28 protein-coding genes are annotated in these 26,335 nt (G+C 69.3%); 20 read left to right on the top strand and 8 right to left on the bottom strand.

The features are described 5' to 3' along the window. The first annotated feature begins 147 nt into the window (after nucleotides 1-147). The 5 genes from rplM (at nucleotide 148) to J2X34_RS00235 (ending at nucleotide 4,525) form a co-directional block, all read left to right on the top strand. Complete coding sequence (gene rplM / locus J2X34_RS00255; RefSeq protein ID WP_114718879.1) at nucleotides 148-591, top strand: 50S ribosomal protein L13; 444 nt, start codon at nucleotides 148-150, stop codon at nucleotides 589-591. Further along, nucleotides 588-1,103, top strand: coding sequence for a 30S ribosomal protein S9 (rpsI, locus tag J2X34_RS00250; protein ID WP_114718880.1), 516 nt, complete (start codon nucleotides 588-590; stop codon nucleotides 1,101-1,103). Before rplM ends, rpsI begins: the two co-directional genes overlap by 4 nt. A gap of 153 nt (nucleotides 1,104-1,256) precedes the next feature. Further along, a complete protein-coding gene (gene glmM / locus J2X34_RS00245) occupies nucleotides 1,257-2,594 on the top strand; it encodes a phosphoglucosamine mutase (protein WP_429515812.1) in 1,338 nt (445 codons plus the stop codon). Between the two features lie 114 nt (nucleotides 2,595-2,708). Continuing rightward, complete coding sequence (locus J2X34_RS00240) at nucleotides 2,709-3,011, top strand: N-acyl-D-amino-acid deacylase (protein ID WP_429515810.1); 303 nt, start codon at nucleotides 2,709-2,711, stop codon at nucleotides 3,009-3,011. Continuing rightward, on the top strand, nucleotides 3,011-4,525 hold the full coding sequence (locus tag J2X34_RS00235; protein ID WP_429515808.1) for a hypothetical protein: 1,515 nt from the start codon (nucleotides 3,011-3,013) through the stop codon (nucleotides 4,523-4,525). The genes J2X34_RS00240 and J2X34_RS00235 overlap by 1 nt, the downstream gene beginning before the upstream one ends. A 1-nt stretch (nucleotide 4,526) precedes the next feature. Here the strand turns inward: J2X34_RS00235 and J2X34_RS00230 are convergent, their stop codons facing one another. Next, entirely contained in the window at nucleotides 4,527-5,402 is an 876-nt protein-coding gene (locus tag J2X34_RS00230; RefSeq protein ID WP_429515806.1) for a dienelactone hydrolase family protein, read from the bottom strand. A gap of 98 nt (nucleotides 5,403-5,500) precedes the next feature. Here J2X34_RS00230 and glmS point away from each other — a divergent pair, with 98 nt between their 5' ends. Beyond that, nucleotides 5,501-7,363 carry a glutamine--fructose-6-phosphate transaminase (isomerizing) gene (glmS, locus tag J2X34_RS00225; RefSeq protein WP_429515804.1) on the top strand — a complete coding sequence of 621 codons (1,863 nt, stop codon included), beginning with the start codon at nucleotides 5,501-5,503 and terminating at the stop codon, nucleotides 7,361-7,363. 28 nt (nucleotides 7,364-7,391) lie between these two features. Here glmS and J2X34_RS00220 read toward each other — a convergent pair whose 3' ends face one another. After that, entirely contained in the window at nucleotides 7,392-7,742 is a 351-nt protein-coding gene (locus J2X34_RS00220; protein WP_429515803.1) for a cupredoxin domain-containing protein, read from the bottom strand. Between the two features lie 73 nt (nucleotides 7,743-7,815). On the opposite strand from J2X34_RS00220, the gene J2X34_RS00215 reads away from it, so the two are divergent. From J2X34_RS00215 to tsaD, 8 genes are all read left to right on the top strand, one after another. Next, entirely contained in the window at nucleotides 7,816-8,595 is a 780-nt protein-coding gene (locus J2X34_RS00215; RefSeq protein ID WP_429515802.1) for a VOC family protein, read from the top strand. Nucleotides 8,596-8,597: 2 nt separating this feature from the next. Further along, on the top strand, nucleotides 8,598-10,049 hold the full coding sequence (locus J2X34_RS00210) for an NAD(P)H-hydrate dehydratase (protein ID WP_429515800.1): 1,452 nt from the start codon (nucleotides 8,598-8,600) through the stop codon (nucleotides 10,047-10,049). Between the two features lie 100 nt (nucleotides 10,050-10,149). Further along, nucleotides 10,150-11,328 carry an alanine racemase gene (alr, locus tag J2X34_RS00205; RefSeq protein ID WP_254623025.1) on the top strand — a complete coding sequence of 393 codons (1,179 nt, stop codon included), beginning with the start codon at nucleotides 10,150-10,152 and terminating at the stop codon, nucleotides 11,326-11,328. Then, nucleotides 11,325-12,419, top strand: coding sequence for an alpha/beta fold hydrolase (locus J2X34_RS00200; RefSeq protein ID WP_429515799.1), 1,095 nt, complete (start codon nucleotides 11,325-11,327; stop codon nucleotides 12,417-12,419). Before alr ends, J2X34_RS00200 begins: the two co-directional genes overlap by 4 nt. Continuing rightward, nucleotides 12,409-12,909 (top strand): tRNA (adenosine(37)-N6)-threonylcarbamoyltransferase complex ATPase subunit type 1 TsaE, encoded by a 501-nt coding sequence (gene tsaE, locus J2X34_RS00195; protein WP_114718998.1) that lies wholly within the window; start codon nucleotides 12,409-12,411, stop codon nucleotides 12,907-12,909. Before J2X34_RS00200 ends, tsaE begins: the two co-directional genes overlap by 11 nt. A gap of 26 nt (nucleotides 12,910-12,935) precedes the next feature. Continuing rightward, on the top strand, nucleotides 12,936-13,592 hold the full coding sequence (tsaB, locus tag J2X34_RS00190; RefSeq protein WP_174912275.1) for a tRNA (adenosine(37)-N6)-threonylcarbamoyltransferase complex dimerization subunit type 1 TsaB: 657 nt from the start codon (nucleotides 12,936-12,938) through the stop codon (nucleotides 13,590-13,592). Continuing rightward, nucleotides 13,589-14,086 (top strand): ribosomal protein S18-alanine N-acetyltransferase, encoded by a 498-nt coding sequence (gene rimI / locus J2X34_RS00185; protein ID WP_114718891.1) that lies wholly within the window; start codon nucleotides 13,589-13,591, stop codon nucleotides 14,084-14,086. The genes tsaB and rimI overlap by 4 nt, the downstream gene beginning before the upstream one ends. A gap of 5 nt (nucleotides 14,087-14,091) precedes the next feature. Beyond that, entirely contained in the window at nucleotides 14,092-15,132 is a 1,041-nt protein-coding gene (gene tsaD, locus J2X34_RS00180; protein WP_174912272.1) for a tRNA (adenosine(37)-N6)-threonylcarbamoyltransferase complex transferase subunit TsaD, read from the top strand. On the opposite strand, the gene J2X34_RS00175 is transcribed toward tsaD, so the two are convergent. After that, the gene (locus J2X34_RS00175; protein ID WP_114718892.1) at nucleotides 15,077-16,474 is read right to left on the bottom strand and encodes an exopolyphosphatase; all 1,398 of its coding nucleotides are present in this window, start codon (nucleotides 16,472-16,474) and stop codon (nucleotides 15,077-15,079) included. The two genes, tsaD and J2X34_RS00175, sit on opposite strands and share 56 nt — an antisense overlap. Nucleotides 16,475-16,681: 207 nt before the next feature. Between J2X34_RS00175 and J2X34_RS00170 the strand changes: the two genes are divergently transcribed. Continuing rightward, the gene (locus J2X34_RS00170; RefSeq protein WP_114718893.1) at nucleotides 16,682-17,263 is read left to right on the top strand and encodes a potassium channel family protein; all 582 of its coding nucleotides are present in this window, start codon (nucleotides 16,682-16,684) and stop codon (nucleotides 17,261-17,263) included. Here J2X34_RS00170 and J2X34_RS00165 read toward each other — a convergent pair. Together J2X34_RS00165 and J2X34_RS00160 are read right to left on the bottom strand one after the other, a co-directional pair. Beyond that, entirely contained in the window at nucleotides 17,260-18,993 is a 1,734-nt protein-coding gene (locus J2X34_RS00165) for a TIGR03767 family metallophosphoesterase (RefSeq protein ID WP_429516162.1), read from the bottom strand. The two genes, J2X34_RS00170 and J2X34_RS00165, sit on opposite strands and share 4 nt — an antisense overlap. An 82-nt stretch (nucleotides 18,994-19,075) precedes the next feature. Beyond that, a complete protein-coding gene (locus J2X34_RS00160; protein ID WP_429515796.1) occupies nucleotides 19,076-19,675 on the bottom strand; it encodes a helix-turn-helix domain-containing protein in 600 nt (199 codons plus the stop codon). 199 nt (nucleotides 19,676-19,874) lie between these two features. On the opposite strand from J2X34_RS00160, the gene J2X34_RS00155 reads away from it, so the two are divergent. From J2X34_RS00155 to J2X34_RS00145, 3 genes are all read left to right on the top strand, one after another. Next, on the top strand, nucleotides 19,875-20,681 hold the full coding sequence (locus tag J2X34_RS00155; RefSeq protein ID WP_114718895.1) for an IclR family transcriptional regulator: 807 nt from the start codon (nucleotides 19,875-19,877) through the stop codon (nucleotides 20,679-20,681). Between the two features lie 63 nt (nucleotides 20,682-20,744). Continuing rightward, entirely contained in the window at nucleotides 20,745-21,677 is a 933-nt protein-coding gene (locus tag J2X34_RS00150; RefSeq protein WP_429515794.1) for a 3-carboxyethylcatechol 2,3-dioxygenase, read from the top strand. Between the two features lie 86 nt (nucleotides 21,678-21,763). Further along, entirely contained in the window at nucleotides 21,764-22,582 is an 819-nt protein-coding gene (locus J2X34_RS00145; RefSeq protein WP_429515793.1) for an alpha/beta fold hydrolase, read from the top strand. A gap of 4 nt (nucleotides 22,583-22,586) precedes the next feature. Here the strand turns inward: J2X34_RS00145 and J2X34_RS00140 are convergent, their stop codons facing one another. Continuing rightward, nucleotides 22,587-22,745 (bottom strand): hypothetical protein, encoded by a 159-nt coding sequence (locus tag J2X34_RS00140; RefSeq protein ID WP_174912260.1) that lies wholly within the window; start codon nucleotides 22,743-22,745, stop codon nucleotides 22,587-22,589. Nucleotides 22,746-22,817: 72 nt separating this feature from the next. Further along, nucleotides 22,818-23,201: a hypothetical protein gene (locus J2X34_RS00135; protein WP_429515791.1), complete on the bottom strand. Its 384-nt coding sequence runs from the start codon at nucleotides 23,199-23,201 to the stop codon at nucleotides 22,818-22,820. Between the two features lie 158 nt (nucleotides 23,202-23,359). On the opposite strand from J2X34_RS00135, the gene J2X34_RS00130 reads away from it, so the two are divergent. Together J2X34_RS00130 and J2X34_RS00125 are read left to right on the top strand one after the other, a co-directional pair. After that, complete coding sequence (locus J2X34_RS00130; RefSeq protein ID WP_114718899.1) at nucleotides 23,360-23,569, top strand: hypothetical protein; 210 nt, start codon at nucleotides 23,360-23,362, stop codon at nucleotides 23,567-23,569. A gap of 38 nt (nucleotides 23,570-23,607) precedes the next feature. Beyond that, complete coding sequence (locus J2X34_RS00125; protein WP_429515789.1) at nucleotides 23,608-25,317, top strand: DUF222 domain-containing protein; 1,710 nt, start codon at nucleotides 23,608-23,610, stop codon at nucleotides 25,315-25,317. A gap of 16 nt (nucleotides 25,318-25,333) precedes the next feature. On the opposite strand, the gene J2X34_RS00120 is transcribed toward J2X34_RS00125, so the two are convergent. Then, entirely contained in the window at nucleotides 25,334-26,317 is a 984-nt protein-coding gene (locus tag J2X34_RS00120) for an endonuclease/exonuclease/phosphatase family protein (protein WP_429515787.1), read from the bottom strand. Between the last annotated feature and the right edge of the window lie 18 nt (nucleotides 26,318-26,335).

Raw genomic sequence — 26,335 nt, 5'->3', positions numbered from 1 at the left:
CAGCCGGTATCGTTCTACGTCGGTGTGCCGTCTCTTACCGTGCCTTCGAGCGCGGGGAGGGGTGGTTCTCGGGTCTCAACTGGCCGCCGAGAACCGTCAGCGCAGCACACTCGGCCAGCAGCAGAAACGAACAGACGAGGAAGTTCTGTGCCTACGTATTCCCCGAAGGCCGGAGACGTGACCCGTACCTGGCACGTCATCGACGCCACAGACGTGGTGCTCGGTCGCCTTGCCGTGCAGGCAGCAAACCTGCTCCGCGGCAAGCACAAGCCCACCTTTGCACCGCACGTTGACGGCGGCGACTTCGTCGTCATCATCAATGCCGACAAGGTTGCCATCAGCGGCAACAAGCGTACGGACAAGTTCCTGTACCACCACTCCGGACACCCGGGTGGCCTCAAGTCCCGTTCGGTCGGCGAGGTTCTCGAGAAGAACCCCGATCGCCTGGTGGAGAAGGCCGTCACCGGCATGCTCCCGAAGAACAAGCTGGGCCGCGCCATCGCGGGCAAGCTGAAGGTCTACGCAGGCCCGACCCACCCCCACACCGCGCAGCAGCCGGTGCCGTTCGAGATCAAGCAGGTCGCCCAGTGAGCAACGAAGACTTCAACGAGGCCGTCGAGGCTGTCGAGGCCGTGGCAGACGACGTCTCGGAGTACACCACCGAGACCGAGGTCGTCGAGTCGTACGAGGCTGCTCCGCAGGCCCCGATCGTCATCGATCGTCCGGTCCAGACCGTCGGTCGCCGTAAGGAGGCGGTCGTCCGCGTCCGCCTGACCCCCGGCACCGGTGAGTTCAAGCTGAACGGCCGCACCCTCGAGGATTACTTCCCGAACAAGGTGCACCAGCAGCTGATCAAGGCTCCGCTGGTCATGGTCGAGCGCACGGAGTCGTTCGACATCACCGCTCTCCTGACCGGTGGCGGCCCCTCGGGCCAGGCAGGCGCCCTGCGTCTCGCCATCGCCCGCGCTCTGATCGAGGTCACCGCCGAGGATCGCCCCGCGCTCAAGCGTGCCGGCTTCCTGACGCGTGACGCTCGCGCCGTCGAGCGCAAGAAGTACGGCCTGAAGAAGGCCCGTAAGGCATCTCAGTACTCCAAGCGCTGATGTGTCGCCGGAGCCGGCATTCGTGTCGGCTCCGGCACCTGTTCGATCACGAGAGCAGGCGTTCGTAGAGTTCTTCGCTACCGGACGCCTGCTTTTGTGCTTTACCTGGATACTCACCCGGATTGCTCAACCGGAATGCGAGGGATCGGTTCTATGGGTCGTATGTTCGGCACGGACGGCGTGCGCGGCTTGGCGAATGCCGAGTTGACCGCGGAGTTGGCACTGAAGGTGGCCGCGGCCGCGGCCGAGGTGCTCGCACCGCCGGGATCCGAGTCGGCCCGGCCCGTGGCAGTGGTCGGTCGTGATCCGCGGGCGAGTGGCGAGATGCTCGAGGCAGCCGTGACGGCCGGACTCACCGCGGCCGGCGTCGACGTCGTCCTGGTCGGCATCCTGCCCACACCGGCGGTGGCGTACCTGACCGGCGCCTACGGGGCGGCGCTGGGCGTGATGATCTCCGCGTCGCACAACCCCATGCCCGACAACGGCATCAAGATCTTCGCGGCGGGCGGGCACAAGCTCGACGACGAGGCGGAGGACCGGATCGAGGCCGCGATCGCCGCGGGACCCGCGCGACGTCCCACCGGTGCCGGCATCGGGCGTGTCGACGTCGCCTTCGACGCGACGAGTCGATACCTGGCCCACCTGACGAGTGCCCTCGACACTCGGCTCGACGGGCTCACCGTTGTCGTCGACTGCGCGCACGGCGCCGCGTCGACGGTTGCGCCCGATGCCTACCGCAACGCCGGTGCGACGGTAATCGCGATCAATGCCGATCCGGACGGGCTCAACATCAACGACGGCTGCGGGTCGACGCATCTCGAGGCGCTGCAACGTGCCGTCGTCGAGCACGGCGCGGATATCGGTCTGGCGCACGACGGCGACGCCGACCGCTGCCTCGCGATCGACGCGACCGGTGCGGTCGTGGACGGCGACGCGATCATGACGGTCCTGGCGATCGCGATGCGCGACGCCGGTGAACTCGTCGACAACACTCTTGTCGCGACGGTGATGAGCAACCTCGGCCTCCACATCGCGATGCGCGAGGCCGGGATTGCGTTGCGCACCACCGCTGTCGGTGACCGGTATGTGCTCGAGGAACTGCGCTCGGGCGGGTTCAGCCTGGGCGGTGAACAGTCGGGCCACGTCGTGCTTCCCCGCTACGGCACCACGGGTGACGGCGTGCTCACCGGTCTGCGGCTGATGGCACGGATGGCCGACACCGGTGCGTCGATCGCCGATCTGGCGGGCGCGATGACCGCGCTGCCGCAGGTGTTGGTCAACGTCCGGGTCGCCGACAAGTCCGCTGTCGCGGCCGCGCCGCAGGTCCGGTCGGCGGTGAGCGAGGCGGAAGCGGAACTCGGCGACACCGGCCGGGTGCTGCTGCGTCCCTCCGGCACCGAGCAGTTGGTGCGGGTCATGGTCGAGGCGGCCGATCTCGAGATGGCGCAGCGCATCGCGGAGACGCTGGCGGAGAAGGTGGCGTCCGCCTAGCGCACCTGGCCCACCGAACCCGCACACCTAGCGGAACCGCGGGCCGTGCCGCTGCGTCGAACAGGACGAAGGATCCGAATCGACAGGCACCGACAGGTGCGGAAGGCGGAACCGATGGCGGACGTGGTCGCGATCGACGTTGCGGGGGTGCGGGCGACGGCGCAGGCGTTGCAGGCGGGAGCGGAGCTGCTGACCGGGGTCTCCCGGACGGTGAGCGAGTGCGGTTTCGGCTCCTCCGATGCCGGTACGACTGACACCGCTCGTGAGCAGGCCGTACGGGACGGCTATGCGCGGCTCGCGCGGGCTATCGGCGCGTGGGCTGCCGGTTCGGCCGATAGCGCCCATGCTCTCCGTGGTACCTCCGACGCGTACGAACGTCAGGAGTCGGCGAACGTCGTCGCGCTGGGTGGGCGGTAGTGGACGCGATCCTCGATGCCGGCGCAAGCGGTCTGCAGTACTTCGCGGTGTTCCTGCCCCGCGCCGCCCTCGTCGCGGACGGCACCGGCACCAGTGAGCTGTCGGCGACCCCCGAACAGGTCGAGGCGCGTTACTTCGAACAACGGGGCATCGACCTGACCGCGCTCGACGCCGACATCGAGGCGATCGGGCGGATCACCTGCAGTCTGGATCGGACGTTCGACGATGAGACCCGGGCGGTGCGGGCTCTGCCGGAGGCATGGCAGGGGCCCGACGCAGAGCTGGCCTGTCGGCATCTGTCCGGCAATCTCGAGCGGGCGGATCGGTTGCGGAGCTCCGCACATGACGTCCGGACCGCGCTGGTGGTTGCCGAGCGCGAGCTGCGCGAGGTCGTGACCCGGAAGTCCGAGTGGGTGCGCGATCGGGACGCGTCGCAGCTCGGCGGGCGTACCGTCGCCGAGATCGACACGATGCTCGGGACGTCCGGATACCTGTCCGGTGGCGCTTCGGCCGGTGTCGGACCGTTCGAGGAGTCGTGCCGCGAATGGCTCGCCGGGGTCTTCCTGCCGCACGTTCGGGACACGCTGCGCGAGTTCACCGCGCTCTGTGACGCGACGGAGACGGCGGTCGACGACATCTACTGCACGCTCGCCCGCGTCTTCGCCCAGATCGACGACAGCGCCTGTCCCGCCCCCGGCACGCTCGCGGTGGACTGTCGGACGCGCACCCCGGTCGCGACGGCGCAGTGCAGCGCCGCGCACGTGCAGGCGTCAGCAGCGACGGCAGCGACGGCAGCGACGGCTGCGACACCAGCGCCAGCGCCGACATCCGTGACCGCGGTGCCGGCAGCGACACCAGCGACGGCGCCGACACCGGTGACGGCAGAGTCGAGCCTGAGCGGTCTCGAACGTCCGCCCGTGCAACCCGGCGCCACATTGCAGGGGTCGCTGGCGCTCGACGGCGCAGTCCGCGCGGTGGGCGCCGTTGTCGGGATGGTGGCGGATGTTGCGCTCGACATCGTCGACGGCCTCGTTCGCGTGGCGGCGGAATCGACGCTGTCGGGCGGCAGTCTCGATCTCGAATCGGAGCGGGGCTGTGACTGCGACTGCGCATGCGACTGTGCCCGGCCAGCCGAGGCGGCACCCGCGCCGGAGGCGCCGGCCACCGAGCCGCCGCCCGCTCCCGAACCGGCACCCGCCCCAGAACCGTCGGTGACCGCGGTACCCGACTGCCCGGAGGACGAGGCGCCGGTTGTGGACGAGTCGGTGGAACAGCCCGCACCGCAGGCACCGCTGGTGGAGGAAGCGCCGGCCGACTACTGCGCTCCCGCGCCGGAACCGGCGGCGGGATCGGAGGTCGGGTCGACGGGCGCTCCGGCCGCGCATTCGGTCGTCGGAGCACCGCCGGGGTCGCCGCGCCGCCGGGCGGAGGAACCGGCGATCGCCGAGATGGGATCGCAGCCGTTGCCCGGTCAGGAGACCGGCGCCGTGCTCGCGGAAGCCGGTCCGCTGTGAGCTAGCGGCCGAGAAGCTGCCCGATCTGGGCGCTCGCGTGGTGCGCGGCGGCATCGCGGGCGTCGAGCGTGTCGTCGGTCTCGTCGCGCAAGGCCGGATGGGTGCCGGGGAAGTGCGCGTCGGCGTCGGCGAACGAGGCGTAGGCCTTGTCGCCGGTGAGGTGGTGCAGCAGGAACCCGGTCACGAGCGCCCGCGTCACGTGCTGGGTGCGGCGCTCGGACCCGCCGACGCCGAGGAAACCGAGGAGTCGCCGCCCCTCGACGACGCCGGCGCTCGAACCTTTGTCGACGACCCGCAGCAGGCTCTCGCCCTTCCACGCGTCGGCGAGGGCCAGCGCGTCGCTGTTCAGGGAGTCGACGTCGTTCGCCCCGGCGAGGACGAGTCCCGGCACGTCGATCCGCGCGGCCGCGACCGTCGCGGACGGTGCGGTGGGGGCGGGGAACAGTGCGGCGACGGCCTTGACGCGGGCCGTCCGGGCCGCCGCGAGCACGGCCACACCGGCACCCATGCCGTGTCCGGCGAAGGCCAGGCGCTCGGGGTGGACGCTGATCCGGCCGGGACCGAGGCGCACACCGGTGCAGATGTCGAGGGTGGTACCCAGGTCGGCGGCGAGCCCGAGGTGAGACGGCACCGGGCCGCGTTCGGTAGCCGGCGCCGCAGCGACGATGCCCCACGACGCGAGGTGTTCGAGCGTCGCGGCGTAGTTGACGGTGCTCGCCAGCCAGTCGTGCGCGAAGGCGACGGCGGGGAGATTGAACCCCTCGGCGGGGGTGTAGACCACGCCGGGTTGCCCCGCGAGCGCCAGGTCGCCGCGCAGCACCTTGTGTGGGCCACGCTTGGACAGCTTGGATACCAGGGACTTCGGTGTCTGCGCCACGGGGGAGACGTTATCCGATCGGGTGCGACCCCCGGGAGTTGCGCCGCATCGCCCGTCCGAGTTCGTTCCGGACTGTGGTCCAAGTACCCTGGTGAACCATGTGCGGAATCGTGGGTTACGTGGGCCACCGCCAGGCTTTGGGTGTTGTCGTCGAGGCGTTGCGGCGGATGGAATACCGCGGCTACGACTCCGCCGGGATCGCCGTGGCGGACGGTGTGAGCGGGCTGGCCACCGAGCGTAAGGCGGGGCGCCTCGCCAATCTCGAGGCGGAGCTCGCCGAGGTGGGCGCCGACAAGTTCGTCGGCACCACGGGAATGGGTCACACCCGCTGGGCCACCCACGGCAAGCCGACCGACCGCAACGCCCACCCGCACCGCGATGCGGGCGGCAAGCTCGCCGTCGTGCACAACGGCATCATCGAGAACTTCGCGCCGCTGCGCGCCGAGCTCGAGGCCGCCGGGGTGGACCTGCTCAGCGACACCGATTCCGAGGTCGCGGTGCACCTCGTCGCGCAGGCGTACGAGAGCGGTCCCACGGCGGGCGACTTCGTGGAGAGCGCGCTGTCGGTGCTGCGTCGGCTCGAGGGCGCGTTCACGCTCGTGTTCACGCACGCCGACCATCCGGACATGATCATCGCCGCGCGTCGTTCGACGCCGCTGGTCGTCGGTGTCGGTGAGGGCGAGACGTTCATCGGGTCGGACGTGGCGGCCTTCATCGAGCACACGCGCGATGCCGTCGAGCTCGGGCAGGACCAGGTGGTGGTCATCACCGCCGACGGTTACACGATCACCGACTTCGCCGGCAACGAGCAGCAGGGGCGCCCGTTCACGATCGACTGGGACCTGCAGGCCGCCGAGAAGGGCGGTCACGACTACTTCATGCTCAAGGAGATCCAGGAGCAGCCGCAGGCCGTCTCCGACACGCTCCTGGGCCATTTCGCCGACGGCAAGATCGTCCTCGACGAGCAGCGACTGTCGGATCAGGAGCTGCGCGACGTCGACAAGATCTTCGTCGTCGCGTGCGGCAGCGCCTACCACTCGGGCCTGCTCGCGAAGTACGCGATCGAGCACTGGACGCGGCTGCCCGTCGAGGTGGAACTGGCCAGCGAGTTCCGTTACCGCGACCCGGTGCTGGATCGGTCGACGCTCGTCGTCGCGATCTCGCAGTCCGGTGAGACCGCGGACACGCTCGAGGCCGTCAAGCATGCGAAGGACCAGAAGGCTCGGGTCCTCGCGATCTGCAACACCAACGGTGCACAGATTCCCCGTGAGGCCGACGCTGTCCTCTACACGCGGGCCGGTCCGGAGATCGCCGTGGCCTCCACCAAGGCCTTCCTCGCCCAGGTGACTGCGAACTACCTGGTGGGATTGGCCTTGGCGCAGGCGCGCGGCACGAAATACCCGGACGAGGTGGCGCGCGAGTACGCCGACCTGGCCGCGATGCCGGAGCTGGTCACCCGGGTGCTCGCGACCGTCGAACCGGTGCGCGCGCTCGCACGCGAGTTCGCGCAGTCGCCCGCGGTGCTGTTCCTGGGTCGCCACGTGGGTTACCCGGTGGCGCTCGAGGGTGCGCTCAAGCTCAAGGAGCTCGCGTACATGCACGCCGAGGGCTTCGCGGCCGGTGAGCTCAAGCACGGTCCGATCGCGCTGATCGAGGAGGGCCTGCCGGTCATCGTGATCATGCCGTCGCCGAAGGGCCGGGCGGTGCTGCACTCGAAGCTGGTCTCCAACATCCAGGAGATCAAGGCGCGCGGCGCGAAGACGATCGTCATCGCGGAGGAGGGTGACGAGGCGGTGCGGGCACACGCCGACCACCTCATCGAGATCCCGGCCGCGCCGACGCTGCTGCAGCCGTTGTTGTCGACGGTGCCGCTGCAGGTCTTCGCCGCCGAGGTGGCGCAGGCCCGTGGCCTGGACGTCGACAAGCCGCGCAACCTCGCGAAGTCCGTCACGGTCGAATAGCGAGACCGTCAGGACAGGCTCGGTGTCGTCACATCACGATGACGACACCGAGCATGTCCGGGTGCAGCGAGCACGTGTAGTCGTAGGTGCCGGGCTCGGTGAAGGTGAACTCCCACGTCCCGGTGGTCTTCAACGGGCTGCGCAACACCGATTTCGCGTCGCCGAGGCCCACGACGTCGTGTGGTGTGCCGCGATCGTCGAACACCCACGTCACCGTCTGTCCCGTGGAGATGGTGATCGACGAGGGCGAGTAGGTCATGTTCGAGACCTTGACCGTCGGCCCGCTGTCGGCGGGTTCGTCGGTCGAGGAGTTGGTGCAAGCGGAAAGGCTTGCAGCCAAGGCGATTCCGGCGATCATCGCAGTTGCCCGTGTCTTCATGGGATTCAGCGTAGTCTGGCGATGATTGTGCCTCGAGTTACATCTCCCGACCTCGAGTTCGCGAGGAGTAGTCATGCCAACCCGTGAATCCGCGCCGATCGGTGCGCCCTGCTGGATCGACCTGCAGACCTCGGATCCCGAACGCGCCGCCGCGTTCTACGACGCCATGTTCGGCTGGACCCACGAATCGTCCGGAGAGGAGTACGGCGGTTACGTGATGTTCTTCTCCGACGGGAAGCCCGTCGCCGGCATGATGGCCGGGCAGCCGGGGAACCCCTACGTGAACATCTGGACCACGTATCTGGCCACCGCCGACGCCGATGCCACCGCGAAGGCCGTCACGGAGTCCGGCGGTCAGGTGATGATGGAACCGATGACCGTGCCCGAGCAGGGCCGGATGGCGATGTTCCTCGATCCGTCCGGCGGGGTCGTCGGGGTGTGGCAGCCCGCCGAGCACAAGGGCTTCGGTGTCATGGGCGAACACGGTGCCCCCGCGTGGTTCGAACTGGTCAGCAAGAACTACGACGCCGCGTTGCCGTTCTATCGGGACGTCTTCGGCTGGAACCTGGCAACTCTCAGCGACACGGGCGAATTCCGGTACACCACAGGCCGGTTCGACGGTGAGGACCTGGCCGGGATCTTCGACGCGAGCACCGCGATGCCGGCGGACGTGCCGTCGCACTGGCAGATGTTCGTGGCAGTGGACGACACCGACGCCGCTGTCGCGCGGCTCACGGAACTCGGCGGGACGGTGCTGCGCGAGCCGTGGGATTCCGAGCACGGCCGGATGGCGAACGTCGCCGATCCGAACGGCGCGCAGTTCATGATCTCCGGTCCGGTGGCGGCCGGGTAGAGATGCGGAACTTCTACACGGCGCAGCAGGTCAAGGCCGCCGAGGCGCCGCTGCTGGCGCGCCTGCCCGAGGGCACGCTGATGCGGCGCGCCGCGTACGGCCTGGCGCGTGTCGCGGCCGACGAGCTGCGGGATCGAACGGGGGGCGTGTCGGGCCGCGACGTCACGCTACTGGTGGGCTCGGGTGACAACGGCGGTGACGCGCTGTGGGCGGGAACGCTGTTGCGCCGGCGTGGCGTGGCGGTCACCGCGGTCCTACTGAACCCCGAGCGCGCACACGCCGCCGGATTGGCGGCGCTGAAGGCCGCCGGTGGGCGCGTCTCGTCGGATCCGGGCAGCCCCGACCTGGTGCTCGACGGGATCGTCGGGATCTCCGGCAAGGGCCCGCTGCGCCCGGCCGCGGCCGCGATCGTCGCGGATCTCGATGCCCCGATCGTCGCGGTCGACCTGCCCAGTGGCGTGGACCCCGACACCGGTGCCGTCGACGGTCCCGCCGTGACCGCTGCCGTCACCGTGGCGTTCGGGGCGCTCAAACCGGTGCACGTCCTGGCCGCGCCGAGGTGTGGCCGGGTCGAACTGGTGCCGATCGGCCTGGACCTGCCGACGCCCGACCTGGTCGCGCTCGACGCGTGGGAGGTGGGCCGGTTGTGGCCCGTTCCGCGGCCGGCGGACGACAAGTACACGCAGGGCGTGGTGGGTGTCGTCGCGGGCAGCGGACGTTATCCGGGCGCTGCCGTGCTGTCCTCCGGCGCCGCGGTCACCGCCACCGCCGGGATGGTGCGGTATGCGGGTCGTGCCGTCGCGGAGGTGCTTGATCACTGGCCCGAGGTGGTCGCTGCCCCGTCGCCCGCCGATGCGGGCCGAGTGCAGGCGTGGGTCGTGGGCCCCGGCATCGGCACCGACGACGACGCCCTGACGGACCTGCGGACGGTGCTGGAAACCGACCTACCGGTCCTCGTCGACGCCGACGGGCTGAACCTGCTGGCCGAGCACCCGGATCTGGTGCGGGGGCGCGGTGCGCCGACGTTGCTGACCCCGCATGCGGGCGAGTTCGAGCGGCTCACCGCTGTCGCGCCGACGCCGGACCGCGTCGCCGCGACGCGGGCACTGGCCGCCGAGTGGGGCGTGACCGTGCTGCTGAAGGGCCGGGCCACCGTGATCGCGGACCCGCACGGCCGGGCGTACGTCAACGACGCGGGCAGTTCGTGGGCGGCCACGGCCGGGTCGGGTGACGTCCTGTCCGGCGTCATCGGTGCGCTGATGGCGACGGGTCTGGCACCGGCGGCCGCGGCCGCGGCGGGGGCCCGGGCCCATTCGCTCGCCGCCAACCTCGGGGCGCGGGAGGGTTCGGAGGACATCGGGGACGCCGGGCTCGCGCCGATCTCCGCGTCGACGCTGCTGGCGCACCTGCGGTCCGCGATTCGGATCCTTCGCTCACATGTGCCCGAATCGTGACTGGTCGGGTTGTACCCAGGAACTGGGCTGGTCCCGGTGAGTGGCAGGATCGAATTCTGTGACTACTAGCGCGCAGGAGACCGACACCGACCCGAACACCGTGAGCGCCACCTCGGCGGCGGACACACCCCCTCCGGCGGCGGCGCCGCAGGCTGAAGCGGTGATCGATCTCGACGCGGTAGCCCACAACGTGCGGATCCTGCGCGAGCACGCCGGCGATGCGGCGGTCATGGCCGTCGTGAAAGCGGACGCCTACAACCACGGCGCGGTTCCGGTCGCGCGGGCCGCACTCGCTGCCGGTGCCCGGGAACTGGGTGTCACCACCCTCGCCGAGGGCATCGAACTCAAGAACGCCGGGATCACCGCCCCGGTGCTGTCGTGGCTGCACACCGCGGACTCCGACTACGCCCCCGCGATCGCGCTGGGCGTCGAGGTGGGGCTGTCGTCGCCGCGGCATCTCGCGGCCGTCGTCGCGGCGGCGCGGGAGGTCGGCACGCCCGCGACCGTGACGATCAAGGTCGACACCGGCCTGAACCGGAACGGCGTCTCGCGTGAGGAGTGGACGGACTTCCTGAAGGACCTCGCTCGGGTCGAGGCCGAGGGGGCGGTTCGTTTCAAGGGTGTGTTCTCGCACCTCGCGCACGCCGACGAACCGCACCACCCCGCTATCGACGATCAGCGGGAACGTTTCACGGGTGCCCTCGCGGACGCCAAGCGGATCGGTTTGGCTCCGGAGGCGGCGCACCTGTCGAACTCGGCGGCCACCCTCACCCGTGCTGACCTGCAATTCGACATGGTTCGGCCCGGAATCGCGATATACGGACTGTCCCCGGTACCGGATCTGGGGACGTTCGGCCTGCGGCCGGTCATGACGTTCCGATCGAGGGTGGCGCTGGTGAAGAAAGTGGCAGCTGGTGAGGGTGTGTCCTACGGGCACACGTGGGTGGCCCCGCACGACACGACGGTCGCGTTGCTGCCGGTCGGGTACGCGGACGGTATTCCGCGCGCGCTGGGCGGACGGTTCGACGTGCGCCTGGGTGACGACCGGCGCCCGGGCATCGGACGGGTCTGCATGGACCAGGTCGTCGTCGATCTCGGTCCCGACGGTGCCGGTGTGCAGGAGGGCGACACCGCGGTGTTCTTCGGCAACGGCGAGCACGGTGAACCGCACGCACAGGAGTGGGCGGACGCGCTCGACACCATCCACTACGAGGTGGTGACCTCGGTGCGGGGCCGGACGGTGCGAACCTATGTCGGCGGTCCCGGCGGTCGTTCGTGAACGTCCTGAACAGGCTCGGCCTGTTCGGGGGAGTGCTGGGTGCCGCGGCGATCGGCGCGATCGCGGGGATCAACGTCGTCAAGTCTGCGGCGACGCGACGAGGACCGGAGATCTACGGGTCCGAGGACTTCGCGCTCATGACCGGCGACCGCAGCCGCGTCGTGGCGACCGAGGACGACGTGCCACTGCTGGTGCGGGAGGTGGGTCCACCGGATGCGCCCCTCACGGTGATCTTCGTGCACGGCTACTGCCTGCGGATGGAGTCGTGGCACTTCCAGCGCGCGCAGCTCGCGGAGCGGTGGGGCGATTCCGTCCGCATGGTGTTCTACGACCAGCGCGGGCACGGTGAGTCCGGCGTGCCCGCCGCCGAGAGCTGCACCATCGCCCAGCTCGGCCGCGACCTGGCGGCCGTCGTCGAGGACGTGGCGCCGTCGGGCCCGGTGGTGCTCGTCGGGCACTCGATGGGCGGCATGACGATCCTGGCGATGGCCCGGCAGTTCCCGGAGCTGTTCGACGACAGGGTGATCGGTGTGGGGCTGCTCGCGACGACCGCCGCCGGCCTGAACAAGTCGGGGCTCGGACGCAACCTCGACAACCCGGTCATCGACGGGTTCCGCCTCGCGGTGCGCACCGCCCCCGGCGCCGTGCAGCAGGCACGGGGCGCCGCGCGCGCGATCATCTCGCCGATCCTGCGGGCCGCGTCGTACGGCACCGAGGTCAGTCCGCGGCTGGTCGCGTTCTCGGAGGGCATGCTCAACGACATCTCGGTGGTGACGATCGTCAACTTCCTCGAATCGTTGGAGTTGCATGACGAGTCGGAGGCGCTGCCGGTGCTGTCGGACACACCGGCGCTGGTGCTGTGCGGTGACGCCGACATGATCATCCCGTTCACCAGCTCCAAGTCCCTCGCGGCCGCCCTGCCGCGCTCGGAACTGGTGCGGGTGCGCGATGCCGGCCATCTCGTGGAGCTCGAGTTCCCGCAGGTAACCTCCGATGCGATCGATCGGCTGGTCCGGCGTGCCGTGTCGAGTCGTGCGAACCACGAGAATGCTGTGCCGGCGGGTGAACTGGAGCGAACCGATGTCGGCTGACACACGTACCGGGGGCAACGCGACCCTGCCCACGACCGAGGACACCGAGGCTCTCGGGCGGGCGCTGGCCCGCGACCTCGTCGCGGGTGATCTCGTGGTGCTGGACGGCCCGCTGGGCGCCGGGAAGACCGCGCTGACCCGCGGTATCGCGGCGGGTCTGGGCGTCGAGGGCCGGGTGACGTCGCCGACGTTCATCATCGCGAGAGAGCACCGGCCGGGGACGCGTCCCGACGGTGGCGCGCCCGTCGGCCTGGTCCACGTCGACGCGTACCGCCTCGGCGGCGAGGGCGGTGACGCGGGCTCGCTCGATATGCACGATCAGCTCGACGCGCTCGATCTCGACACCGACCTGGGCGACGCCGTCGTCGTGGTCGAGTGGGGCGAGGGCGTGGTGGAACATCTGGCGGATCGGCACCTGCGGGTGCGGCTGCGTCGCGAGCCCGAGTCCGATGTCCGCACCGCGAGCTGGGAGTGGGTGCCGCGCGCGTAGTACGGAGCCGAGTAGCCTGGTCTACCGTGCTTGTCCTTGCCATCGACACCTCCACTCCCGCGGTCACCGCGGGCGTCGTGAGCTTCGACCCTGATTCGGACCCGGGCGTTCCTCGGACGCTGGCCGTCCGAGTCACCGTCGACGCCCGAGCGCATGCGGAGGTCCTGACCCCGCAGATTCTGGACTGCCTGGCCCAATCGGGCCACAGCCCCGCCGATCTGGACGCGGTCGTCGTCGGCGTGGGGCCCGGTCCGTTCACGGGTCTGCGCGTCGGTATGGCGACCGCCGCCGCGTTCGGCGATGCGCTGGGCATCCCGGTACACGGGGTGTGCAGCCTGGACGCGATCGCCGCCGATGTCTCCGGAGAGCGGGACCTGTTGGTGGTCACCGATGCTCGTCGCCGCGAGGTGTACTGGGCGCGCTACTCCGGCGGGGCGCGGGTCGAGGGGCCCGATGTCGTCAAGCCGTCCGATCTCGATCCGTCGCCGTCGCAGGTGATCGCGGGGTCGGCCTCGCACGTGGACATGTTCGACCTGCCGGTCGAGCCGGTCGAGACCCCCTCACCGGCCGGTCTGGTGAAGGTCGCGGCGCAGGCACTGCGGGTGGGCGTGGAGCCGGAACCGCTGGTGCCGTTGTACTTGCGGCGCCCGGATGCGGTGGAGTTGGCGGACCGCAGGAAATGAGCATCCGCATCGTTCCGATGGCCGACACCGACACCGACAGGTGCGCCGAGCTCGAGCAGGTGCTGTTCCCCGGTGACGACCCGTGGAGCGCGCAGGCGTTCCGGTCGGAACTCGCGGGCGGGCACAATCACTACTTCACGGCGCGCGACGACGCCGACACACTGATCGGCTACGCCGGGGTGGCACTGCTCGGCAACAGCGTGACGCCCGAGGCCGAGGTACACACCATCGGGGTGGATCCGTCGGCGCAGCGCGGCGGCATCGGCGGAGCGCTGCTGGCCGAACTGCTGCGCGTGGCGGACAAGTGGGGTGGGCCGGTGTTCCTCGAGGTCCGCACCGACAACGAGCCGGCGATCGCGCTGTACAAGCGTGAGGGCTTCGAGATCGTCGGCACCAGAAAGCGCTACTACCAGCCGAGCGGCGCGGACGCGTACACGATGCACCGCCCGGCGCGGATCGACGCGGAGGCCGCCGAGCGGCAGGGCAAGGAGTGACGGCCATGATCGTGATGGGTATCGAGAGTTCGTGCGACGAGACCGGGGTCGGGATCGTCCGCTGGCACGATGACGGGCGCTGCGAGCTGCTCGCCGACGAGGTGGCGTCGAGCGTCGACCAGCACGCCCGCTACGGCGGTGTGGTGCCCGAGGTGGCCTCGCGCGCGCATCTCGAGGCGATGGTTCCCACGATGCGTCGCGCCCTCGCGGCCGCGGGCATCGACAAGCCGGACGCGATCGCCGTGACGATCGGCCCCGGTCTCGCCGGCGCCCTGCTGGTCGGTGTCGCGGCGGCCAAGGCGTACGCGGCCGCGTGGGACGTGCCGTTCTACGCGATCAACCATCTCGGCGGGCATGTCGCGGTGGACACGATCGAGCACGGCCCGATGCCGCCGTGCGTCGCGCTGCTCGTCTCGGGTGGGCACACGCACCTGCTGCACGTGGAGGAACTGGGCCGCAAGCCGATCGTGGAACTCGGCACCACGGTCGACGATGCGGCCGGTGAGGCGTTCGACAAGGTCGCGCGCCTGCTGGATCTCGGATTTCCGGGCGGCCCGGCGCTCGATCGCCTGGCGCAGCAGGGCGACCGGGACGCCGTCGTGTTCCCGCGCGGCATGACCGGTCCCCGGGATGCCCGGCACGACTTCTCGTTCTCCGGGCTCAAGACTGCGGTGGCGCGGTTCGTGGAGGCCAAGGAGCGTGCGGGCGAACCGATTCCGGTCGCCGATGTCGCGGCCGGATTCCAGGAGTCCGTGGCGGACGTGCTGACGATGAAGGCGGTTCGCGCGGCGCAGGACGTCGGCGTCGACACCCTCGTTCTCGGCGGCGGCGCCACCGCGAACTCGCGGATCCGGTCGCTCGCGGAGGAGCGGTGTGCTGCGGCGGGATTGACGCTGCGGGTGCCCAGTCCGCGGCTGTGCACCGACAACGGCGTGATGATCGCGGCCCTCGGCGCGCACCTCATCGCGGGAGGCGCACAGCCGTCGGCGCTCACCTCGGCAACGAATCCGGGACTTCCGGTGTCGGTGAGCCAGATTCGGGACTGACCTCTGGCTGCGGCCCGGCCGGCTCGGTCCCCGGGGCGGGCGGCTCGGAGGTGGGGGTCTCGGAAGCCGGCGGCTCGGAGGTAGGCGGACCGGTGGTGGGCGGCTCGGTGGTGGGCGTGGTCGGATCGGCCGAGAGGCTCGGAGGGTCGCCGTCCGGAGTCGGAACCCCCGGTACGAGACCCGGGAGCCACGTGGGCAGTTCGGGCCACATCGGCGGAATCCACGGCCGACTCTGCGTGGTGCTCGGTGGCGGTGTCGTCGTGGTCGGCGCCTCGGTGGTGGTGGGCGTCGGGGGAGTCGTCGTGGGTGGGGGCGGTTCGACGGTGGTCGTGTACTGCGTCGTCCAGGCCGGACCGCTGTAGTCGTCGGTGGTCGGCAGTGGCACCTGCGAGGCGGGCGCCTGAACGGTCGAGGTCGGGGTCGGATCGCCCGACGGGATGTCGGTGTCGTCCGGATCGACAGTGGGGACATCGGGTTCGCCCGTGGGTGTCTCGATGACCTGGCTGCCGGTGGGTGCGTAGTTCTCCTCGCTCTGCGGGATCACTTCCTTGACGCCGTAGCCGAGCATCAGGCCACCGACGACGAGTGCGCCGACGATAGCACCCGTCCCACGTCCTCCACCCGACCCGGCGACCACCGGGAAATCCTGTCTGGCGTTCGATCCGGCCAGCAGCGCGGCGCCTTTGGCGGTCGCGGCCTCCGGTTCGGGCACGACGATCGTGACGCCGTCGAAGCCGGCGTCCAGTGCCGCCCCCACGTCGGTGATGTTTCCGCCGCCGCCGACGAGGACCGCGGCCTCGGGGGTGCGGAAGCTGCGAGCGCAGGTGCCGGTCACGAACTCGACGACGCGCGAGGCGATGTCGGCGTCCGGTTCATCGGCTGCACCGTCGCCGCTGACGGTCGTGGTGCGGTCACGGCACAAGATCGAGCCGCTGGCCTGGTCGACGACCGTGACGGTGAGTCCCGATGCGCCGAGATCGACGACCGCGATGCTCCCGTACTGCGCGACCAGCCCGGTGCTACGGAGATAGGCCAATGTGGCGGCCGTCTCGGGAATCAAGCGGATGGCCCGACGTTGGCGCTTGGCCGCGGACCGAACGGCTGCGGCGTGGCCCTCGGTGCGGTACGCCACCGCGATCGCGTCCGGCTCGATCTTGTGGTCGGGAACCTGGACGGTCATCAGGCCGATCGCGGAGAGGCTGAGGTCGCCGAGGTCGGTGTGGGTGCCGAGGTCCGAGGACAGCGTCCGGTACTCCATGGACTGCATGCCGGTGTCGTCGGTGGCGACGAGTGCAGTGCACACGCCGGCCGCTCCGGCAGAGATACCGAGTGAACTTCGCACTTGTCCACCTCCCACTTTCGGTGTTCGGATCTGTTCGCGTTCTCGACTCGCTCGCACCGGAAAGCTGGACTACTTCCCTTCCAGACGTCGACGTCGTTATCCGAACGTTACCGAAGATCGGTCCGCTCTGCTCGGTCAGGTGTGTCGTCGCAGGTCGGTGCCGACATTCGCGGTAGTACGGTGTGACGAATGCAGAAGCGAGAGCCTATGACCGACCCGGCCCGACTGCAGGAGCTCGACAAGCACGAGCGCCGTCGATTGCTGCGTCGGGCTCTGCTTCGTCCGCTCGGCACGGTTGTCGTTCTGGTCATCGCGTACTTCGCGCTGCCGATGGATCACCTGTCGAACGCGGGCATGGTCGCGATCCTCGTCGGCGGCCTGCTGTTCGTTGTGGCGTTGTGTATCTGGCAGGTTCGGCAGATCTTGCGCTCCCCGGTGCCCGCCATACGGTCGGCCGAGGCCCTGATGGTGACGCTGCCGGTGTACTTGCTGGGCTCGGCGGTGGCGAGCTTCCTCCTGTCCCAGATGAATCCGGAGTCGTTCACGGAGCCGCTGACCAGGATCGATGCGCTGTACTTCACGCTCACGGTCTTCGCGACGGTGGGCTTCGGCGACATCGCGGCGGTCGACCAGACTGCCCGTGCGGTGGTCACGGCGCAGATCGTCGGGAACCTCGTGATGCTTGCGGTCGGGGTACGACTGCTGACCGAGGCCGTGCGGTGGAGCAAGGCCCGGCGGGAGACCGACGGCGGCGCGGACGCCCCGAAGGACGCCCGCGCCGACGACTAGCGGAGTGTGGCCAGGACCAGTTCCACATTGTGGTCCGGGGAGCCGCCCAGCAGTTTCGGGTCGGCGTGGATGTCGTTGAACGAGAACTCGCGGTACAGCGATGCCAGGCCCGCCGGAGAGAAGTCGTCGTAGTCGACCTGGTACGGGCTGTCGGCCTCGATCAGCGTGGTCAGCAGCGACACCGTGCCGTCCTCGTTGTCGACCACCTCGATGATGCGTCCCTGCTGCGGGAAGTCGATGTGCGATGCCGTGTTGATCTCCCAGAATCCCTGTGCCGGAGTCTGGCCCACCTGTGCGGTGATGCGGTTCTCGTGGGTGTGGCCGTTGACCCAGGCGAGGACATTCGGGAAGCGGTGCAGCATATCCACCAGCTGGGCGCCCTTGTACCGGGGCTCGAGCGGGCGCTCCGGGTCGGGCAGGGTGTTCGCCATCGTGGTGCTCGTGTGGTGGCTGAACAGCACGAAGTAGGTATCGCTGCGGCTCTGCGTGACGAGCGCGCCGTTGGTGTCGTAGTACTTGCTGCTGCCCGCGAGCAGCGTCTGCTCGATCCACTTGAACTGCGCCTCGCCGAGCGAGCCGTCGACGAAGCCCGCGCGGTTGGTCGAGTCCATGCTGATGCCGATCACGCCGGGCGCGATCTCGAAGGTGTAGTAACCGATTCCGGTTTCGTCGGCGTCGGCCGCGAAGCCGTGGCCGACCGGGCCGGGGCCGGCGTTCGCCGGGTCGAGGTGGGCGGCGATGAACTCGCGCGGCGTGAAGGGGTGGCGCCGCGCGTCGGGGGTGACGATGCGCGGCGGGGTGGTGATCGCCGACAGCAGGTTCAGGACGGCGGTCGGATCGGAGCTCAGGGCGCTCGAGATGCGCGCGGCCTGGTCGGCGGAGTCCGGGACCTCGAACTTCTTGTCTCCCGTGTACATCTGCTCGAGGAACGGGATGCCGCTCGGGAGGGTGCCCTCGACGGAGTCGTCGTGGTTGCCGAAAACGCTGTACCACTTGGTGTTCAGGCCGGGGCTGGTGACCGGCTGCAGTGCCGCCGACAGCAGGCCGGGGACCTCCGGGAATCCGGTCTTCTTGTAGATGTCCTGGATCGACGACTCGGGATTCCAGTACAGGTCCGCGCCCGAGTTCTGCACGCCCTCGTAGCGGGTCGGATCGCCGGTGTTCGGAACGATCGTGCCACCGTTGAGTGCCTTGAGGAACCAGTCGAGTTCGACGTGCTCCTTGTTGTCGGTGTTGTCGCCCGTGGTGATCACGGCGTCGAAGTCGCGCTGTGTGTGCGGACCCTGGCGCAGCGAGTTGACCCGGTCGATGAGGGAGACGAGGCCCTGCGCGGTCATGGTCTCCTGCGGCCGGAACGCGGCACCCTGGAAGGGGTGGACGTACTCGAACCGAACGGGTGACTGGGCGTCGAGCACGTGCACGTCGGTGAGCTGAACCATGGACGCGAGGGCGGAGCGACGGTCCTCGCGACCGGACGTGGGCTCGGCCAGATCGGTGCGGACCACCAGCGGCCAGCCCGGACCGGCGGTGAGACGGCGGTATCCGCTGCTGCCCAGAGGGACGGCGACGGATTCGAGAGTGGTGCCTGCGATCGACGCGGGCAGCGGGGCCGCGGAGGCCTGTGCTGCGAGCGGATTCCACGACCGGCTGCCGATGAGAGGCAGTCCGGCGACTCCGAGCGCTCCGATGCCGGCCGCTCCGAGGAAGGACCGCCGATTCCAACCGTTCATCTGCTGTTCACACACGGCGCCCACTGTAGGGGACGGTTCGTGCCACAGACTCCCGTTCGCCCCCTTTGCGGCCCCGTGTCGCTCAGTGACGGCTCTCGTCGGAGAGCGGTCCGAACTGTGGGACCTGCGGCATCGTCGTCACGACGTGCACGGTCGCCTCGCTGCTCAGTGCGGCGAGGATCCAGGGCGCGTCGCTGGGGAACTGGACGAAGTCGCCGGTGGCGAGGTTCGTCAGTTCGTTCGTCGGGCCGACTCGCACCTTTCCGGAGACGACGTAGGCGTGGATCAGGGTCCCGGCGGAGTCGGCCGGGCGCACCATGCTCTCGACGTCGCCGCCCGGCGCCTGCCGCAGTCTGGTCAGGCTCGTGCGCACGTAGCCGGAGCCGTAGATCTGATCGAGCACCTTCGTCGAGGCGATATCGGACCGGTCGTTCCACGATCCCTCGCCGGAGCGGACGACGAACACCCGCGTCCCCCACTCGGTCACCAGGCGCCGCAGCGGAACGTCGAGCGCCTCGGCGATGGCGTCGATCGTCTCGACTGTGGGATTGCCGACACCCTGCTCGATCTTCGAGAGCGTCTGCTTGGACAGGTTCGCCCGCTTGGCGAGGTCGCCCATGCTCATCTGTCGTTCGTTACGGAACCGCTGCACGTTGCGTGCGATCAGGCCGTTGCTGTCCAACAGGGCCTCCTTTCGTCGATGACGCAATGCGCTCAATGTTCCACACGATTGAATCCCCGCTCGACCGTGTGTCACTTTTAATATCACTATCGTCCATCTTGACATCGAAACGGCAGGTGGGCACACTCGATCGCGAAGGCGCCGCCACGGGTCGTCGCGCCGGGAATGTCCTCTTTGCGTAGTGATTGGGTAGGGATCGATGGGTGTGCAGGAGTTGACCGATCTGTCGCATTCGGGGTCGACGCGGGACGGCCGTGCCGCCGTGGACAAGGCGATGAGCCTGCTCACCAGCTTCGGGCAGGAGGCGTACTCCGGCGTCGGTGTCAGCGAACTCGCGCGCCGATCCGGGCTCAGCAAGTCCACCGCGTTCCGCATCCTCGGGATGCTCGAGCGCAACCACGCCGTCGAGCGGGTCGGCAGCGACTACCGGCTCGGCGCCGAGCTCCACAACCTCGGTGGCCGGGTATACGCGCCGCAGCACTCCGTGATCCGCGACGTCCTGACTCCCTACCTGGCGGACCTGTACGAGGCGACCCGGCAGACGGTGCATCTCGCGGTCCTGCACGGTCCCGACATCCTCTACATCAACAAGCTCTACGGCCATCGTCACGTCGCGTCACCGTCGCGGGTCGGCGGGAAGGCGCCGGCGCACTGCACTGCGGTGGGCAAGGCGCTGCTCGCATACTCCGGTCAGGACGCCGAGGATCTGCTGGGCTCGGATCTCGCGGCCCGCACCGCTCGGACGGTGACCGACATCGGACAGTTGCGTGTCGAGTTGTCGCAGGTCCGGCGGTCCGGTGTCGCGTTCGACCGTGAGGAGACCCGCGAGGGCCTGGTGTGCATCGGGGGAGTCGTCAACGGCTCGGGTGCACGCCCTGTCGCAGCGTTCTCGGTGTCGGGTCCGGTTGCGAGCTTCTCGCCGGCGAGCGTGGAGCCCGCCCTGCGTCGGGTGAGTCTGGCCGCGTCGCGCGCGCTGTGCGCGTCCCAGATCGCACTCGCGTCGTAGCGACGCCACAACTTCCAGGAAAGAACCTCTCCCGGAATCTGATTCAGGCTGAAGGAGCCCTACATGCCAGTCGCACTGGTTGCGCTGTCCCATTCACCCCTGATCGGGCTGAACGATCCGGCTCAGGAGGTGCTCGACGAGGTCGACCACGCCGTCGCCGGGGCGCGAGCGTTCATCGAGGAGTTCGCTCCCGAGGTCGTCGTGCTGTTCGCGCCCGACCACTACAACGGCTTCTTCTACGAGAAGATGCCACCGTTCGCTATCGGCACCGGCGCAATCGCGGTGGGCGACTTCGGTTCCGCGGAAGGCGAGATCCTGGTCGACACCGATGCGGCCGACGCGATCGCCGAGGGTGTCCTCGAGCGTGACATCGACCTCACGATCTCGGCACGCATGGTCGTGGACCACGGATTCGTGCAGCCGCTCGAGATGCTGTTCGGCGGCATCCGGTCGGTGCCGGTCGTGCCGGTGTTCATCAACGGCGTCGCGGCCCCTCTCAGCCCGGTGCGCCGGATCCGGCAGTTCGGCAAGGCGCTCGGTGAGGCCGCGGCGCTGCTCGACAAGCGCGTGCTGTTCCTGGCGTCGGGCGGACTGTCGCACGATCCGCCGGTGCCGATCCTCGCCGGTGCGCCGCCGCGGGTCGCGGAGGCGCTGATCCTCGGCAACCCGCCCACCCCCGAGCAGCGTGCCCGCGGTGAGCAGCGGGTCGTGCAGTCCGGAATCGATCTGGCGGCAGGAACTTCCACGCGTAAGCCGTTGAATCCGGAGTGGGACAACGACGTTCTCGACATCGTCGCCGCGGGAGACATCGCGCAGTTCGACGGCTGGACCAACGAGTTCTTCGAGGCGAACGGTGGCGGGTCGTCGCACGAGGTGCGCACGTGGATCGCGGCCTACGCGGCACTCGCGGCGTCGGGTGCGTACGAGTTGCAGTCGCGGTACTACCGGCCGATCCCGGAGTGGGTTGCGGGCTTCGCGGTGACCACCGCGAAGTAGCGACTCTCGCCGACCTCTCTCGGCGACCCTGGACATCGCTGTCGCGCGGTGTTACTCATGACGTAGTGCTTCGGGGAGGGGGCGTCATGGTGACATCCGCGCGACGGGCGGGGGCCGGTGAACGTGTTTTGCTGCTGCACGGATTCACGCTGTCACACCACGTGTGGCATCGCGTGGTCGACGAACTTGCTTCGGACTGCGACGTCCTGGCGCTGACGATGCCCGGTCACTGGGGCGGTCCGCGGCTGCGATGGCGGGATCTCGGCATCTCCGGTATTGCCGACGGGATCGAACGCGAGCTCGACGTGATCGGTTGGGACACATGTCACGTCGTCGGGAACTCGCTCGGCGGCCAGGTGGGATTCGAGCTGGAGCGGCGGGGCCGGGCCGCATCGCTCGCCGCGATCAATCCCAGTGGAGGCTGGAAGCGCTTCTCGGCGACGGAGTTCCGGATGGGGAGCGGGTTCGTCGCCCAGTTCCCGCTCGCGGCGCTCGCCCGGATGCTCGGCGATCGCGCCGCGTCACATCCGCTGTTCCAGCGGCCGATCATCCGCAATTGCAGCCACGACATGTCGGCCGTCGACCCGGCAGACGCCACCGACGTGATCCGTGCCGTCTCCCGCTGTTCGGTCTACCTGCCGATCCTGCTCGCATTCCTGCGTGACGGCCCACTGACGGGTCTGGGCGCGGTGAGGGCGCCGACCTCGTTGATCATCTCCGAGTTCGATTCGTTCTTCCTGCGGGAGAAGTTCATCCAACGCTTCGTCGACGAGCTGCCCGACCATGTCCAGGAGGTCGCCCTCCCCGGAGTCGGCCACATACCTGCGCTCGAGAATCCGCAGCTGGTCGCCGCCGCCATCCGCGCACATCTCGAGGCGGTCGCCCACCGCGACGGCGTCGCCTGAGGGCCTACGAGTCGGACCTCGGCACGAAGAGGCCATGGCTGGTGCGATCGACCACGGTGAGTCGGGCGATCGCCTCGCGCGCATCGGGCTTGGGTCCTCCGGAACGGGTTTTCGGTATCGCGGGCCGGATCGCGCGACCGTCGGCATCGACGAGCCAGAGCATGGAGCATGGGATCCCCGGGGTGCAGTGTGCGCCGCCGGTGTAGTCGCGGGTCTTGCCGAACCACGCCTCGATTCACCAGCCCTGCGGGTCCGAATCCTCGGACAGCGCGGACAGGAGCGCGGTGAGATCGCCGGCGTGCCGAACCTCGTCGACCGTCACCTCCGTGCCCACAGGGTTCCCGTTCGCATCGAGGCGCGACCTGCCGAAGGTCGGTTCACAGGACACGACGGCAACGGGAATGAAGTTGTCGGGCACCGATCCCGTCGATGGAGGTGTGAAGGTCTGCGCCGTCGGCGGTGGGAAACGGCCGGGGAACATGCCCGGATCCAGGCAATCGACTCCCGCCGCGATCTCCGCGTCGCCGGGCGGATTCGGCGGGCGCTCGTGAAGATGGACGAGGCCCGCCACCGCAACCATGGCGACAACCGTGGCGGCAACGGGTCCGAGGATCCTCACAGCCTCGACGATGCCACGAAGTGGCGGGCTGCCGGTGGAGTTCGCTGACTTCGCGGGTGCTCGGAAGTAGCGTGTGTGGTTGACGGGAGGGGCGAGTCATGGGCTTTGCGTCGACACCGGACCGGCACAGGCGATATCGACGAATCGCCTCGTCGGCCGTGGAAGAGATCCTGAACTACTTCGGCAAATGCCCTGTCTGCGGTTATCCCGCGCGTGCCTCCACGATCACTGTGCAGTTCGACGATGGCACTACGGAGTCGCTGGTCGTCGGCACATGTGGCCGCCCCTGCGGTTGGAACGGTCCGGTTCCGGCGACGTTGATGACCTGCGACTATGCGGATCCTGCGCGGGTTGACGTGGTCGAGTGAGTGGGAAGTTGTCGGTGGCCACCTGTATTGTCGAAAGTATGTTCGATACCGGGGGTGGGGTCGGCGAGATACCGACAGACGGTGGTGTCGCGGGGGACGCGGCGCGGTTCGTGGTGTTGTCGGAGTTGGCGCGGATCGAGAATGCGCATGCGGCGCGGAAGGTTCTGCTGGCGGGCGAGTTGATGCTGTCGGCGCTCGAGCGGGATGTGGCGTTGCGGGGCGGCGATATTCGGGATTGTGGCAACGAGGCGGTCGCGGAGGTGTCGACGAGGTTGGGGTGTTCACACACGATGGCGTCGCATTTCTGCGATCTGGGGGTGGACCTGCGGTTGCGGCTGCCGTTGACGCGGGCGGCGTTCCTCGCCGGAGATCTGGACTACGCGCGGGCGTGGCGGATTCATCGTGAGACGGCCGGGCTACTGCCGGAGACGGTCTCGTTGTTGGAGGCGGAGATCGTGGCGTCGGCCCGCAGGTTGGCGCCGGCGGCGTTGGGTCGGGAGATCCGGGCGTTGATCCTGCGGGCCAGCCCCGGCGAGGCGGCGTCGGATCGGGAACTCGCGGAGGCGGAGTGTCGGGTGGGGGTCCGGCGCCTGGGTCCGTTGTCGGAGTTCTCGGCGGTGCTTCCCGCGGATCAGGGGCAGGCGGCCTGGCAGTTGGTGTGCGAGATGGCCGGCACGGTGTGCGGCAAGGATCGGCGTGGCCGGCAGGCGCTGCTGGTGGATGCGTTGATGGCGTCGCTGCATGGCGAATCCGCCCTGTCCTGCACGTGCGGAAGCGAGCGGTGCCCGAAGGTTGGTGTTGCGTCGATGCCGTCGCGGCGCACGCCGTTGGTGCAGATCACCGTCGATGTGGCGACCCTGCTGGGCTTGACGGCCTCGCCCGCATACCTGGACGGGCACGGTCCGATCGATCCGCACCTCGCCCGGCTGTTGGCCGAGGACGGGACGTGGCGGGCGATGCTCACGGAGATGCGCGATCTCGCAACAGAACTGGGGCTCACACCGTGGACGAAGCCCACCGAGACTGATACGGGTACAGGTCCGGATGCGGACACCATTTCGGCGGCGCCGGGCGGCCAAGGCAACGCAACCGAGTCCGCGCCACAGCGACGTCAGGGCCTGCAGGTGTTCCGCGCCCGGGGCCGCCGACACCGAGGGGGAAGGTTGCCGGAATCGCCGATCCCGTCGTCGTGGTGGGACCGGCCACCACCACTGCCGGGACCACCACCGGTCGGAGCGGGCACCACGATTGCGGACGTTCTGAACAGGCTCGACACCGACGCGACGTTGCGGCGCGGGCGATTCCCGGACGGGCACGGCGGACTGGCGCAGCCACCGCACGGCGCCCTCACGTACCGGCCGGACGCATCGACCACGAGCATGGTCCGCACCCGCGACGGGCACTGCCGGTTCCCGCGCTGCTCGGTGCCCGCGGCCCGCTGCCAACTCGACCACATCGTCGCCTTCACACACCGCAACCCGATTGCGGGTGGTTGGACCATTCCCGCGAACCTGCAGTGCCTGTGCCAGTTCCACCACAACCTCAAGACGATGGACCGCATCACCGCCACCATGTTGGCGGGCGGCATCCTCGTGTGGTCGAGCAGTTACGGCACCACCACGGTCACTCTTCCCGGCGGGGTCGCGATGACCGACCTCGACAACACGCTCGTCCCGCACCTCCCGCGACGCAGACACCGCCAAACGGCCGACGGCACGCACGAGACCGACGAACCGCCGCCGTTCTGATGCAACTCGTTCCGGCTCAGGATCCGGTCGTGAGCCGCACGTCCGCGACCAGTCCGTGGTGGTCGGATCCGGCAATGTCGATGCGCTCGAGCGACGTTGCCGTGGCGCCCTTCGTGAGGATGTGGTCGATCCCGACGACGGCGGGGTAGCGCTTGTCGGTGGGGTACGTCGGCAGGATCCCGGCGCCCAGTTGGTCGGCCGCATCGACGTACCCGCCGTGGCGCAGATCGCGGAACTTGCTGTGCGAGTAAGTGGCATTGAAGTCGCCACTGACGATGACGTTGTCGTGCGCGGCCGACGAATCCATATCGGCGCGCAACCGATCGAAATCTTCCGTCCAATGTGCTGCCGGCGCGATGTACGCGGGCACCGGATGCACGTCGTACAGGATTGCCGGCCGGCCGAGTCCGGCATCGACCTCGGCCACCAGATTGGTCAGTGCCATTCCCTCCACCTGGCGGCCGTTCGACAACGGCAGTCGGCTGTAGATGCCGCCGCCGCCGCCGCCGGTGGTGTGCGGGGCCAGAACCTGATGGGGCAGAAGGTCCTCGAGCCCGGCTTTCCGCAGGGCCTCGACGGACGGGTCGGTCAACTCCTGGATCGTGAGCACATCGATGTCACGTTCCCGCACCATCCGCACCAGGGCCTCCGGATCGGCGGAACCCACCATGATGTTGGACTGCATCACGCGAATCGACGGTCCGTTCTCGTCCACCACCGGTTCTCCGGACTCACCCGCGACGTACAACGGGCCGTACGCCCAGCCGCCGAGCCCGACGACGACCACGGCCGCGGCGAGCAGCAGCCACTGTCGTGCGACGGCCGAGACGATCGCGCCGACCACGGTGGCCAACAGCAGAAGCGGCGCCAACGATGCCAGCACGATCACGATGTTGTTGGAGGCACCCGAGCGGAATGCGGCCAGTGCCGCCACGCCCGCGACGAGTCCCGCCACCCCGACCGCACCCGCGATCAACCGCAGCGCCCTGGATCTCGTCATCGACTCTTCGCCCCCAGA

The sequence above is a fragment of the Rhodococcus sp. BE178 genome (assembly GCF_050433545.1).
Lineage (GTDB): Bacteria > Actinomycetota > Actinomycetes > Mycobacteriales > Mycobacteriaceae > Prescottella.
Note: the sequence above shows the minus strand (reverse complement) of the source record. Positions and strands in the feature narration are given on the sequence as shown.